The following is a 12,440-nucleotide window of genomic DNA, read 5'->3' as shown; positions in this document are numbered from 1 at the left end:
CGCCACCGCTCATCGCCGGGCCGCCTCGTCGTCGACGCCGAGCAGCCCTTCGAGCATGACAGCGAGCGCCTCCTGCTTGCGGGGGGTCAGCCGATGGCCGCGCAGCGCGAGCGTGACGACCCCGTGCCGGGTGGCGAACTCGACCAGCGGACCGTACTCGACCAGCGGCCCGTCGTCGTCCGCGTCACCCTCAAGTCCCGTGAGTACGCGCCCCAGCTCCCGGTTCAGGACGGTCGCGGCCGGGTCGGTGAAGAACCGGACGCCCTCCTCGATCCCGAAGAACTCCGCGAGTTCGGTCAGGTCGGGCACGTTCGGCATCTTCTTGCCGAGCAGCAGCTGCCGGGCCCACTCGGGACTGATCGAGAGCCGCTCCGCGACCTCCTTGCAGACCTCACCGGCCCGCTTCCCGCTCCGCGCGACATACGCCTCATGCAACGCCCGCACCCGCCCGCGCACCCGGTCGTCGACCCGGTCGGCCATCGGCTCGCCCCCGTCGAGCAACGCCCGTACCTCGTCCTCACCGAGGGCCGTACGTTCCACCAGCGTCGGTACGTCAAGAAGCAGCCCCCGGTCGGCACCGGTCTCCGCGATACGGGCGTCGAGTCGCGTCAGGGTCTCGGCAAGGGCGTCGGGGAGGGCAGGCACGCGCCGACCCTACGTGGCAGGGGGCGCCCACACCACGAGAATCCAACGATCGTTGAATCTTGACGAACGATAGTTGTGCCGCCCTCGAAACGGGCTGCCCCTTCAGGAACGCGGGGAACTGCGCGAGCAACCACCAACGACCCGTACCCGCCCGACCAGTGCACCTGGCAGACGATGGGGCGTCCGTCCCTCAACCACCCGCCCCATTGACTCGCCCTGGCTTCGACCATAGCGTCCCGTTCGACTCAACGAGCGCCATCCGTAATACCGAACAACGAACGCTGAACACGAAAACCGAAGGGCCGCCCCCATGACCCGCACCGCCCGCTTCACCCTCGACCCCGCTTTCAAGGTCGGCGAGGTCAACCCTCGACTCTTCGGCTCCTTCGTCGAGCACCTCGGCCGCTGTGTCTACACAGGAATCTACGAGCCGGACCACCCCGCGGCCGACGAGGCGGGTCTGCGCACCGATGTGCTGGACCTGGTGCGGGAGTTGGGCGTCACCACGATCCGCTACCCCGGCGGCAACTTCGTCTCCGGCTACAAGTGGGAGGACTCCGTCGGCCCCGCCGAGGAGCGCCCCCGCCGCCTCGACCTCGCCTGGCGCTCCACCGAGACCAACCGCTTCGGCCTCTCCGAGTACATCGCCTTCCTGAAGAAGATCGGCCCCCAGGCCGAGCCCATGATGGCCCTGAACCTCGGCACCCGCGGAGTCGCCGAGGCCCTCGAACTCCAGGAGTACGCCAACCACCCCGCCGGCACCGCCCTCTCCGACCTCCGTGCCGCCCACGGGGACAAGGACCCGTTCGGCATCAACCTCTGGTGCCTGGGCAACGAGATGGACGGCCCTTGGCAGACCGGCCACAAGACGGCGGTCGAGTACGGCCGTATCGCCGCCGAGACCGCCCGCGCGATGCGCCAGATCGACCCGGACGTCGAACTCGTCGCCTGCGGTTCCTCCAGCCAGTCCATGCCGACGTTCGCCGAGTGGGAGGCGACGGTCCTGGCGGAGACGTACGACCTCGTCGACTACATCTCCCTGCACGCCTACTACTGGCCCACCGACGGCGACTACGACTCCTTCCTCGCCTCCGCCGTCGACATGGAGTCCTTCATCGAGAACGTGGTCGCCACCGCCGACCACGTGGGCGCGAAGCTCAAGTCCAAGAAGAAGATCAACCTCTCCTTCGACGAGTGGAACGTCTGGTACCTCCAGGAGTGGGAGGACGACGCGAAGGCGAACCCGCTGAACTGGCCCGAGGCGCCGCGTCTGCTGGAGGACAACTACAGCGTCATGGACGCGGTCGTCTTCGGCTCCCTCCTCATCGCCCTCCTCCGGCACGCCGACCGCGTCACCGTCGCCTGCCTCGCGCAGCTCGTCAACGTCATCGCCCCGATCATGACCGAGCCGGGCGGGCAGGCCTGGCGGCAGACGACCTTCTTCCCGTTCGCCCAGGCCGCGAAGTACGGGCGGGGCGAGGTGCTCGACGTGCGGGTGGACTCGCCGACGTACGAGACGAAGAAGTATGGCGAGGCGGATCTGCTGCACGCGACGGCGGTGCGGGCCGAGGACGGGTCGGTGACCGTTTTCGCGGTCAACCGGGGTCGTACGGATGCGTTGCCGCTGGAAGTCGCCCTGAACGGGCTGGAGTTGACTCGAATCGTCGAGCACAGTGTGCTGGCCGACGCGGACCCGGACGCGCGGAACACGTTGGCTGAGCCCGAGCGGGTCGCTCCGCACGCGGGTGAGGGGGCTTCGCTTCAGGACGGCGTGCTGAGCGCGGTCCTTGAGCCGCTGTCGTGGAATGTGATCCGGCTCGGCTGAGAGCCCGGACCAGTCCCGCGCCCCTCGGGGGGCGCGGGTGGTCGACAATGTTGGCCATGAGGATCTCGGCACGGGCGGATTACGCCGTACGCGCGGTACTGGAAGTCGCCGTACGGCAGGGCAGTGGGCCGGTGAAGGCGGAAGTCATCGCGACCGTGCAGGAGATTCCGCACAAGTTTCTTGAGGGCATCCTCGGGGACCTGAGGCGTGGCGGCCTCGTCACGAGTCGGCGAGGCGGCAGCGGCGGCTATCAGCTGGCCCGAGACCCCGCCTCGATCACCGTCGCCGATGTGATCCGAGCCGTGGACGGGCCCATCGTGTCGGTGCGGGGGGAGCGGCCGACCGGCCTGACCTACACCGGGTCGGCCGAGCCGCTGCTGCCGTTGTGGATCGCGCTGCGGGCCAACGTCCGCCGCATCCTGGAGGGCGTCACGGTGGCCGACATCGCGGCCGGCGCCCTCCCCGAGCCGGTGAAGGATCTGGCGGCGGAGCCGACGGCCTGGGAGAACCCGTAGGCCCCGCGGCCACGTGCACAGGATCGTTACCTCGTCCTAAGTCTTTCCTCAGCTTGGCCCCGTAGCGTTCCCACCGGTCAATCCCTACTTAACCGGTGGGAAAGACAGGAAAGAGCGGCGACGGAAGACGGGACCGGAAACACATGCGGACGCTGGTACTGCTCGCGCTGGCGGGCCTGGGCGCCCAGCTCGTGGACGGCAGCCTGGGCATGGCCTACGGCGTGACCTCGACGACGCTGCTGCTTGCCATGGGCACCAACCCGGCCACCGCCTCGGCCACGGTGCACCTCGCCGAGATCGGCACGACCCTGATGTCGGGCGCCTCGCACTGGCGGTTCGGGAACGTGGACTGGAAGGTCGTCGCCAAGATCGGCGTACCGGGCGCGGTGGGCGCGTTCCTCGGCGCGACCGTCCTGTCCAACCTGTCCACCGAGGTCGCCGGGCCGGCGATGTCGCTGATCCTGCTCGGCCTCGGCCTCTACGTGCTGTCCCGCTTCACCCTGCGAGGCCTGCCCAGGGAACGCCTCGGTCAGCCGCTGCGGAAGCGGTTCCTGTCCCCGCTCGGCCTGGTCGCCGGCTTCCTCGACGCGACCGGCGGGGGCGGCTGGGGCCCGGTGGGCACCCCCGCCCTCCTCGCCAGCGGCCGTATGGAACCCCGCAAGGTCATCGGCTCCATCGACACCAGCGAATTCCTCGTCGCGGTCTCCGCCAGCCTGGGCTTCCTCTTCTCCCTGGGCTCCCAGGGCCTCGACTGGGCCTGGGTGGCCGCCTTCCTCCTCGGCGGCCTGATCGCCGCGCCGATCGCCGCGTGGCTGGTCCGCCTGGTCCCGCCGAGGGTGCTGGGCTCGGCGGTGGGCGGCGTCATCATCGCGACGAACGTCCGCACGCTCCTCAAGAGCGACTGGATCGCGGCGTCGGGTTCCGTGAGCACAGTCGTCCACGTCGCCGTGTACGCACTGTGGGCGGCGGCCCTGACGTACTCGATCCGGGAGCACTTGAAGGAAAAGGCTGCCCTCCCCGCGCCCGAAAGGGGCGCGGGGTACGGCGCGACAAGCCACCACGAGCGGGTTGCCGCCGAACCGGCGGCAACGGCGACCCACAACGGCTAGACGCTGTCCACACCCACGGTGATCGTCGCCTTGTAACCGTCGGAGACACTGCTCCCCAACGCCGTGAGCGTCAGCAGCCCGCTGGACGCACCCCCGTCGTCATAGATGCTGTCGTTGGACAGCGTCGTCTCCGGCGTCGTGTTGTCCGAGTACGGGGAGGTCGCCTGGATCTCCTCGTTGATGGCCTCGTCGAAGAAGAGCTGGCCGGTGTGGATGATCTCGCCGCCGGTGTACGAGTCGTCGGTGAGGGTGACGTCCGTGTGCACTCGCATATGGACGTGGACCGCGCGGGAGACGTAGTGGCCGGGCCAGATCGACGTGATGTTGCACTGCCCGTTCTCGTCGGTCGTCTGACCGCCGCGCAGGAAGGTGCCGTTGTCCTCGTAGTTGTGCCCGTTGCCGCCGACGAACCCGGAGTACTCGCCGAGGTGGTCGCAGTGCCAGATCTCGAGCAGGGCGTTGGCGAGAGGCGCGCAGTCGTTCGCCACATCGACGACGGTGAAGGTGTACTGGACCTCGAAGCCCTCGGTCTCCTCCCGGATGTCCTCGCGGACGAGGGCGCCTTCGAGGGAGTACGGCCCCTCGGTGACCTCGGCGTTCAGGACACAGACGCTGCTGGTCGAGGTGGACGCCGACTCACTGGCCGAGGCGGATTCGGTGGTGCCGCTCCCGGTGGCGGTGCTCTCCGTGGTGGTCGCCGCCGCGAGCCCGGCAGCCGCGAGGCCGCCCGCCGCGGCGACCGAGGCCCCGCCGATGAGCACCCGCCGCCGCCGAACGCTCTTGTCCCGCCGGTGTTTGCCTGCCGCGTCCTGGGTCGGGTCCTGGTGTGTGTGCTGGGGGTTCGTGTTCTCCGTCATGCCCACGAAGCTAGAAGCGCACCTGAAGAAATCCTTGATGTGCGGCTGTGAATGCACTGGGGATGTAAGTCTCAACGGGCGCCGTTTCGACGCTAGTTGGGACACAGTCGACCAACCGTCTGAGGCGATGGCGCCGGTGGGAGGCAGCGGACGGGATTCGCCAGTTCAGGGGCTCTGAGTCGGATCCAGGTCGGTGTGCAGCAGATGGTGGTCCGAGTACGGGGTGGGTTGCACGTGGTGCTCGAGCGGGGCGATGCCTCGCAGGAAGACGTAGTCGAACTTGCTGTGCCAGTCGGTGGTCGGCTCGCAGGTGCCGGTGGGCGAGGGAGGGCACTGGGGGTCCGTATCCGCGGCCAGTGCCCATATACGGGTGAGTTCGGGAGCGTCCGGCACGGCGTTGAAGTCGCCCAGAAGGATCGCGCGGTCGTGCCGGGCGGCGTCGGCGGCGAGTACGCCGGTCTGGTCCGCTCGGACTGCTTCTTGACGTCGTTGGGCGAGGTGTGTGTTGAAGACCCGGACGGGCCGGCCGCCCACCATGGTGGTGACTGCCATGTATCCACGGGCTTCGGATCCGCCGTCGGGGTATTCCACGTTGACGCGGTCCGTCATCGGTGCCGCCGAGAGGACCGCCTGACCGAAGGCTCCCGGACTCCACGGCGCTCCCCCGCAGCGGCCCCAATCCCGAAGAACCATCCCGTACTCGACGTGGTACACCAGCCCGTGAAGGTTCTCCAGATGGTCCCGGATCCTCTCGACGTCACGCACGCACGCTTCTTGCAGGCCGATGACCTGGGGCGCGTACGTGGCGATCTCCGCTGCCCGGTCAACGTTGCTTGCCTCGCAGGGGTTGCAGATGTTCCACGTCATGACCCGGTTCGGTACGACATCCCTGACGGCCTCGACGGGCAGTGCCCTGGCGAAGAGGACACCGCTCGGTGCGCTGGGGCCGACGAGCACCATGCAGGCCACGGTCACGGCGCCCGCGAGCAACCGTGTGCCTCTTCCGAGCACCATCGCCTCCTCGACATGGATCCACATGGCACCTGACGTCTCCATGCACGAGGTTATGGGACGGGGTCGTCAGAGAACCATGCTTCTGACCGTTCACCAGGTCTCGTCGGCGAGGTCCCGCCCCCGCCGCCGGCAGGTCTCGCTCCGCGCGGGCTTCATCCTGGCCGACCGGCGCCCATCCGCGGCGGCACCGAAGTGAACACCTTGCGTCCTTCGTCGGCGGCGTGGCTCGAGGACGCGGAAGGCCGGTACAGCAATGCCGGACGCACGTTGCCCGCCGATGGCGACCGGAGCTTCCTTGCGCGGGCCCTACGGGCGGCGACCACCTCCGCGGAGAACGTGCGCACAGATGTCCTGAGCGCGGGTGGGAGTCGCTGCACCCGGTGGGCGTCTTCCGCAGCTCATCCCAGCCGCATCGCCAGCGTCACCTCGGCCCCCGCCCCCGTCATGTCCGTCGTGACCGTCAGGCGGTCCGTGACCAGGTGGGCGAGCCAGAGGCCGCGGCCGGGGCAGTTGTCGGTGAGGCCGGGGAGGAGTTCGGGGATGGCGGGGGTGAAGCCGGGGCCGTTGTCGGTGATGCGGCACTCCAGTTCGTGCGGGAGGCGGCGGAGTTCGAGGCGGCCTTGACCGCCGGCGTGTTCGACGGCGTTGGCGGCGATCTCGCTCACCGCGAGGGTGAACTCGCCGAGGCGTACCCCGCCGAGGCCCGCCGCTGCCGCCGTGTCCTCCACCTGGGCGCGCACCTGGGGGAGGTTCTCGCCCGTGAAGTGGCGTCTCAGCAAGAGCGTTTCGGGGGCGAGACCGGGGGCGCCACCGCCCGGGCCGCCGATCGTTCCGGCTCCGTTGTCCATCTCCCCGCCCGGCATCACGACCGCCTCCTCTCGATGGGTGTCGATGGGTACGGGCACGGGGCGCTGGGCGTCAAAGGCGAACTGGCGAACCTCGCCCACGCTAGCCGTGCTCGCCCGATGAGTACCCAGGAGATCGAGAGGACATCGCGCCTGGTCGGAATCGTATGAATTCGATCGAATGGTGACCGGATTCGCCCGTCCTCGGCTGATCGGTTTGCGTACGCCGATCGGTGAGGGAGGGGAGGGGGCCGCCCTGGGGCCCGTAGAGGGATCGGTCGGGGCGGGCCCCGGCCCGCAACACGGCACCGACCCCCTCCCGCACGGTCTGGGAGGGAGCCCGTGCCGTCGTCCAGGGCGTTGGGGGCGGGTTACGTCAGCTCGACTCCACCCCCACCGTCAGCGACCCGGCGTACCCGGCCGTGGGCGAGCCGCCCAGGGCCGTCAGGGTGAGGAGTCCCGAGGCGGCGCCTCCCTCGTCGTAGATGGAGTCCTGGGCGAGGGTGGTGCGGGGGACCGTGTTGGCCGAGTACGGGGAGAGGGCCGCGACCCGGGCCGTGATGGTCTCGTCGAAGAAGAGCTGGCCGGTGTGGAGCTCCTGGCCGCCCGTGAACGAGCCGTCGGAGGTGAGCGTGACGTCCGTGTGCACCTTGAGGTGGATGTGGATGCACCGGCCCCGGTACCAGCCCGGGTAGACGGTCGTGATTCTCGCGACGCCGCTGGAGTTCGAGAGCACGGCCCCGCGCAGGAACGTGCCGTTGTCGGGCTCGTCGTGGCCGTTGTTGCCGACGAAACCGGAGTACTCGCCGAGCGCGTCGCAGTGCCAGATCTCGACCAGGGCGCTGTTGAGCGGCGCGCAGGTGTCGTCGTCGACGACGGTGAGGGTGAGCTGGAGCGGGAAGCCGGTCTTGTCCTCGCTGATGTCGGCGCGGACGAGCTGTCCGTCGAGGTAGTAGGGGCCTTCGGTCATCTCCTTCGTGAGGGTGCAGACGGCCGCGGCGGCCACGGGCGCGGTGTTCCCCGTGTCGGCCGTCCCGGCTGTGGGGGCTTCAGGCGTGGCGGCGGCGCCCACGGCCAGGGTGGCGGCCGTGGCACCGGTGGCGATCAGTACGGTGCGGCGCCCGATCGAAGTCGCCTCGGTCGCCTCGGTTGCCTCTGTTGCCTCTGAGGGCACTGAAGTGTCTGTCATGGACACGGCACCGTAGAAACGGAAACTGTCGGCCGGCTGTCAGTTCGGCAAAGTGAGCCACCGTCAAGTCTCTTGTGAGACAGGTGAGTTGATGGAACGTTGAATGACCTGTTCGGTGGCATTCCTCGCCCCCCGGGGGTTACTTGGCCACCCTCGCGATCGACTCCAGTACCTCCTGCGGATTCCCGTCCGGGGTCACCGCCTTGCCGATCTGTGCGCGGATCGCGGTCGCCACCTCGGACCAGTTGGTCTCGGCGACGGGGTAGAGGCGGAGGTTCTGCAGGGTGTCGAGGCCGCTCCACAGGGACTGGTGGGCCTTGTCGGCGCGCATGGCGTCGGCGGCGGACGTGGTGACGGGGAGCAGTTCGTACTGGGCGGCCTGCTCGGTCACGTACTTGTCGGCGTAGAGGAAGTCGAGGAACTGCCCGATGGCGTCGCGGTGGTCGTCGTTCCTGAAGGCGATGACCCAGTCCGCGGTGCCCATGGTGGGCGTGTCCTCGCCGTCGCGGCTCGGCAGTGGCACGGCGCCGTAGGGCACGGAATCGGAGGAGTCCTCGATCTGGCGGACGAGCGACAGCGGGCCGTTGACCATGGCCGCGTCGCCGGTGAGGAAGGCGTCGACGGCCGCGCGCCGGTTCAGTTCCCCGGGGGCGACCGGGCCGGTGAGACCCTCGCCAACCAGGTTCTCCTTCAGCCAGGTCAGCGTCGCCACATTGGTGGGGGAGGCGATGTCGTAGCTGTTCGTGGAGTCGGTGTAGCCGCCGTCGCCGGCCAGCAGCCACATCAGTGTCTCGGCCTCCGCCTCCTCCGGGCCGAGCGGCACGGCGATCGGGTACTTCACCCCCTGCGCCTTCAACGCCCGTGCCGCGGTGAGGAGTTCGTCCCAGGTCTTCGGCGGCTGCAGGCCCGCCCGCTCGAACAGGTCCTTGTTGTAGTAGAGCATCCGGGTGCTCGCGGTGAACGGCAGGCCGTACTGCGCCCGGTCCATCTCCCCGGCGTTCGCGAGGCTCCGGACGAACGAGGCCTGGACCGGGACCGACAGCACCTCGTCCGCGCTGTAGAGGAGGTCCCGCGCGGCGTACTCGGAGTAGCTGTCCGTCTGCACGATGTCGGGTGCCTCGCCCTGCTCGACCAGTTCGGCGACCTTCTCGTCGACCTCGTCAGGGTCGTAGACCTCCACGTCCACGTCGATGCCGGGGTGCTCGGCGCCGAACGCCAGGGCGACTCGGTCCCAGTAGCCCTCGGAGTTCTTGCGGACGCTGTCGCCGTAGTTGGTCGCGACGACCGTCAGGGAGACCGTTCCCGACTCCGCGTCCGCGGTGCCGCCGCAGCCGGACAGCCCGGCCGCGAGTCCCAGCGCGGCCGTGGCCGCCACGATCGTCCGGGCCTTGTGGCGCACGGTCCACCCACTTCCAGCTTGCAGCCGAACCTGAGACGCGTGAGTACAGGAGTAGAGATTGGGCTTGATCGTATGGCGCACACCGGTGCGTACGGGGCCCTGGACGTTGCGTTTTGATTCCGAGGGTGTGACGGGAGTGACCGAGATGCCCCACCAGCGACAGGAAGTACGGATTCGGCGCGACCGTCGTTCACTTCGGACGAGGCCCGGTATGCAGGGTGGCCATGATGTGAACTCCGGGATTCCCGTAGGTGTGCCCCGGATGAAACCGGCCCTGTGGGTGTTCGGGAGGGTTTTTCGGTACAACCCACGGTTCCGGAGCCGTGTCGTAACGGGTACTCATTTCACCGCTCCGCGAAGGAGTACCTCGCCATGCCCATCCACAGACTGCCCAGGCACAGAGCCGTCACCACCGCCACTGCCACCGCTGTCCTCACCCTCACCCTGGCCGGCGCCCTCCTCTCAGCACCCCTCGCTCACGCCGCCCCCGCGCCCACCGCCTCCCTCGTGCACGACAAGGGTGAGCTGTGGTTCAAGGCCGCGCCCGGGCAGGCGAACCGGCTGACGGTGTCGGCGAAGATCGTGGAGCGGACGGAGTGGGAGGCGGACTATGTGCTGACCTTCAACGACCGGTACGCCATCACACTCGCCGCGAAGGAGTGCACGTACCCCGAGCCGGCCGACCGTACCGTCGCCGAGTGCGCGGTCCCGATCCCGCTGGGCTCCGACGACTCGGACATCTACGACGTCAGCCTCGGCGACAACAGCGACACGGTGACGATCGCCGCCGCCAACTCCGCGTACGCCGCGATCTACGGCGGCACCGGCAACGACGTCCTCCTCGGCAACAAGTCGGTCGTCCTCTACGGCGAGAACGGCAACGACCGGATCGACGGCGGCGGCGGGGTCTGGGGTCTCGGCTCCTTCGGCGGCCGGGGCGACGACACCATGACCGGCTGCGCCTTCGCGTGCCACGGCGGCGCCGACCACGACACCCTCAGCGGCGGTGCCAACTCGAACGGCCTCTACGGGGACTCCGGCAACGACACCCTGCGCGGCCGGGCCGGCAACGACGCCCTCCATGGCGGCAAGGGCGACGACAAGCTGTACGGCGAGGACGGCAACGACGCCCTCTACGGCAACAGCGGCAACGACACCCTGTACGGCGGCAAGGGCAAGGACACCCTCTCCGGCGGCCCGGGCCGCAACAAGCTCCACCAGAACTGACGCCGGGGCTCCCACAAAGCAACGCTCCGACAAAGCAACGCTCCGACAAGGCAACGCTCCGACAAGGCAACGCCCCCAACAGCAGCCCGTACAGGGCCTGTTGGAGGCGTCGCCTCATGGGGTCCGTCAGGCGGGGAGGCCGGGCCTCACCCCACCTGGTTGTACACCGCCCCCGCCGCAGGCCACCCCTGCGGCTCCTCCAGCGGCTCCGGCTGGGTGCGGCCGCGTACCTGGGCGGCGGTCAGGCCCTGGGCCGCGCCCATGGTGCGACGGCCCTGGGCGGCGGCCGCGAGGCCGGGCATGCCGGTCTGGGAGACGGGCTGGAGGCCGAGGGCCGGCATGGCGGCGGCCGGTGCGGCAGGCATCGGGGCCGGCGCGGGAATCGGCATCGGCATCGGGGCCGGCGCGGGGGCCGGGGACGGGAACTGCATGGACCCGGCGGGCGCCGGGGCCGGGGACGCGAACTGCATGGACGCGGCGGCGGGCATCGGCGCCGGCGCGGGGGACGCGAACTGCATGGAGGACGCGGGCGCCGGGGCCGGCATGCTCATGGCCTGCGCGGCGAGGTTGTGCATCCCGGTGCCGCTGGTCTCGCCCATCAGCCGGTCCACGGCCGCCGTACCCGAGCTGTAGCTGGTCCCGGTGCTCAGCTCGGGTACGGCGGCTCCCCTCCTGGACCCGTAGAGAACCGACTCCAGGCCTGACACCAGGCGACGGACGTCCACCTGGGGCCGGACCACGAGTCGCAGGAAGCGACTGGACGAGCCGACCTTGTTGCCGCACTCGCGGACCAGAATCCGGTGCTCGGTGAGGAGCCGGTCGCGGACCACGGTGCCCTCGGCGCCCACGGGCAGGCGCACGAAGAGGAAGTTCCCCTGCGACGGGTACACCGTCAGCCCGGGGAGGGCGGAGAGCTGGCGGGCCATGTCCAGGCGGTCCCGGCGGACCTGGTGCAGGCTCTCCATGTACTCGGCGCCGTGGTTCTTCAGCATGAACACCACGTACTCGGCGAAGGAGTTGAGGTTCCACTTCGGCAGCATCGAGCGGATCTTGCCGGCGAGGGCGGGGTTGGCGACCATGTAGCCGAAGCGGATGCCGTGCAGACCGAAGTTCTTGCCGAGGCTGCGCAGCACGACCACGTTGGGCCGCATGACCGCGTCCTGGACCGTGCTCGGCTCGGACTCGGCGTCGGCGAACTCCAGGAACGACTCGTCGATGACGATCAGGTCCAGGTCGGCCATCGCGTCCATGAACTGCACCAGCGCGTGCCGGTGCAGGAAGCCGCCGTCGGGGTTGTTCGGGTTGCAGATGACGGCGACCCGGGTGCCGCGGGCACGGATGAACTCGGCGTACTGCGCGAGGTCCAGGGCGAAGCCGCTGGACTCCTGGAGCGGGAACATGTCGACCCGCTTGCCGGTCTCCATCGGCTGGTCGGTCCAGCGTCCGAAGGTGGGGACGGGGACGGCGAGGGACTCACGGACCATCAGATGGTCGAGCCAGGTGATGAGTTCGGTCGAGCCGTTACCCATCGCCACGCACTGCGGCGGCAGTTGGAGCAGGTTGCACAGCTCCGCCGTGATGGTGTCGGCGCTGCTCGGGTAGTACGTGATGATGTCGCGCAGCTTGCCCGCCATGTCATCGAACATGGCGGGGGTGGGGAAGTAGGGGTTGCACGGGATACAGAAGTCCACCGGACCCACCCCGTCGCCGCCCTCACGCGTCAGCGCCGCCATCGACGGGCTGTGCGCCGCAGTGCTGCGGAACAACGAGGTGACGTTGTCGGCCATGGAACCTCCGTAGGGGGCGGACCCGCCG

The 12,440-nt window shown here is 69.4% G+C and carries 11 protein-coding genes; 4 read left to right on the top strand and 7 right to left on the bottom strand.

Annotated elements, in window-relative coordinates:
* Positions 1-9 precede the first annotated feature (9 nt).
* Positions 10-645, bottom strand: a complete 636-nt coding sequence (locus ACFU53_RS08035) for a transcriptional regulator (protein ID WP_383987393.1) — start codon at positions 643-645, stop codon at positions 10-12.
* 310 nt (positions 646-955) lie between these two features.
* On the opposite strand from ACFU53_RS08035, the gene ACFU53_RS08030 reads away from it, so the two are divergent.
* The 3 genes from ACFU53_RS08030 (at position 956) to ACFU53_RS08020 (ending at position 4,094) form a co-directional block, all read left to right on the top strand.
* Positions 956-2,470 carry an alpha-N-arabinofuranosidase gene (locus ACFU53_RS08030; protein ID WP_383987390.1) on the top strand — a complete coding sequence of 505 codons (1,515 nt, stop codon included), beginning with the start codon at positions 956-958 and terminating at the stop codon, positions 2,468-2,470.
* 56 nt (positions 2,471-2,526) lie between these two features.
* A complete protein-coding gene (locus tag ACFU53_RS08025) occupies positions 2,527-2,985 on the top strand; it encodes an RrF2 family transcriptional regulator (RefSeq protein WP_383987387.1) in 459 nt (152 codons plus the stop codon).
* 143 nt (positions 2,986-3,128) lie between these two features.
* On the top strand, positions 3,129-4,094 hold the full coding sequence (locus ACFU53_RS08020; protein ID WP_383987384.1) for a sulfite exporter TauE/SafE family protein: 966 nt from the start codon (positions 3,129-3,131) through the stop codon (positions 4,092-4,094).
* On the opposite strand, the gene ACFU53_RS08015 is transcribed toward ACFU53_RS08020, so the two are convergent.
* From ACFU53_RS08015 to ACFU53_RS07995, 5 genes are all read right to left on the bottom strand, one after another.
* The gene (locus ACFU53_RS08015) at positions 4,091-4,951 is read right to left on the bottom strand and encodes an intradiol ring-cleavage dioxygenase (RefSeq protein ID WP_383987381.1); all 861 of its coding nucleotides are present in this window, start codon (positions 4,949-4,951) and stop codon (positions 4,091-4,093) included. The two genes, ACFU53_RS08020 and ACFU53_RS08015, sit on opposite strands and share 4 nt — an antisense overlap.
* A 165-nt stretch (positions 4,952-5,116) precedes the next feature.
* Complete coding sequence (locus ACFU53_RS08010) at positions 5,117-6,007, bottom strand: endonuclease/exonuclease/phosphatase family protein (protein ID WP_383987378.1); 891 nt, start codon at positions 6,005-6,007, stop codon at positions 5,117-5,119.
* Positions 6,008-6,363: 356 nt separating this feature from the next.
* Positions 6,364-6,828, bottom strand: coding sequence for an ATP-binding protein (locus ACFU53_RS08005; RefSeq protein WP_383987536.1), 465 nt, complete (start codon positions 6,826-6,828; stop codon positions 6,364-6,366).
* A 358-nt stretch (positions 6,829-7,186) separates the two neighbouring features.
* Complete coding sequence (locus tag ACFU53_RS08000) at positions 7,187-7,999, bottom strand: intradiol ring-cleavage dioxygenase (protein WP_383987375.1); 813 nt, start codon at positions 7,997-7,999, stop codon at positions 7,187-7,189.
* Positions 8,000-8,138: 139 nt separating this feature from the next.
* Positions 8,139-9,398 carry an ABC transporter substrate-binding protein gene (locus tag ACFU53_RS07995; protein ID WP_383987372.1) on the bottom strand — a complete coding sequence of 420 codons (1,260 nt, stop codon included), beginning with the start codon at positions 9,396-9,398 and terminating at the stop codon, positions 8,139-8,141.
* 372 nt (positions 9,399-9,770) lie between these two features.
* On the opposite strand from ACFU53_RS07995, the gene ACFU53_RS07990 reads away from it, so the two are divergent.
* A complete protein-coding gene (locus tag ACFU53_RS07990; protein ID WP_383987369.1) occupies positions 9,771-10,625 on the top strand; it encodes a calcium-binding protein in 855 nt (284 codons plus the stop codon).
* A gap of 146 nt (positions 10,626-10,771) precedes the next feature.
* Here the strand turns inward: ACFU53_RS07990 and ACFU53_RS07985 are convergent, their stop codons facing one another.
* A complete protein-coding gene (locus tag ACFU53_RS07985; protein ID WP_383987533.1) occupies positions 10,772-12,412 on the bottom strand; it encodes a pyridoxal phosphate-dependent aminotransferase in 1,641 nt (546 codons plus the stop codon).
* Positions 12,413-12,440: the final 28 nt, after the last annotated feature.

The sequence above is a fragment of the Streptomyces sp. NPDC057474 genome, assembly GCF_042802555.1.
Classification (GTDB): domain Bacteria; phylum Actinomycetota; class Actinomycetes; order Streptomycetales; family Streptomycetaceae; genus Streptomyces.
Note: the sequence above shows the minus strand (reverse complement) of the source record. Positions and strands in the feature narration are given on the sequence as shown.

Bases quoted from the DNA above. Each gene is read 5' to 3' on its own strand.
- ACFU53_RS08000 (WP_383987375.1), bottom strand. From the start codon at position 7,999: ATGACAGACACTTCAGTGCCCTCAGAGGCAACAGAGGCAACCGAGGCG.
- ACFU53_RS08005 (WP_383987536.1), bottom strand. From the start codon at position 6,828: ATGCCGGGCGGGGAGATGGACAACGGAGCCGGAACGATCGGCGGCCCG.
- ACFU53_RS07985 (WP_383987533.1), bottom strand. From the start codon at position 12,412: ATGGCCGACAACGTCACCTCGTTGTTCCGCAGCACTGCGGCGCACAGC.
- ACFU53_RS08010 (WP_383987378.1), bottom strand. From the start codon at position 6,007: ATGGAGACGTCAGGTGCCATGTGGATCCATGTCGAGGAGGCGATGGTG.
- ACFU53_RS08025 (WP_383987387.1), top strand. From the start codon at position 2,527: ATGAGGATCTCGGCACGGGCGGATTACGCCGTACGCGCGGTACTGGAA.
- ACFU53_RS07990 (WP_383987369.1), top strand. From the start codon at position 9,771: ATGCCCATCCACAGACTGCCCAGGCACAGAGCCGTCACCACCGCCACT.
- ACFU53_RS08030 (WP_383987390.1), top strand. From the start codon at position 956: ATGACCCGCACCGCCCGCTTCACCCTCGACCCCGCTTTCAAGGTCGGC.
- ACFU53_RS08015 (WP_383987381.1), bottom strand. From the start codon at position 4,951: ATGACGGAGAACACGAACCCCCAGCACACACACCAGGACCCGACCCAG.
- ACFU53_RS08020 (WP_383987384.1), top strand. From the start codon at position 3,129: ATGCGGACGCTGGTACTGCTCGCGCTGGCGGGCCTGGGCGCCCAGCTC.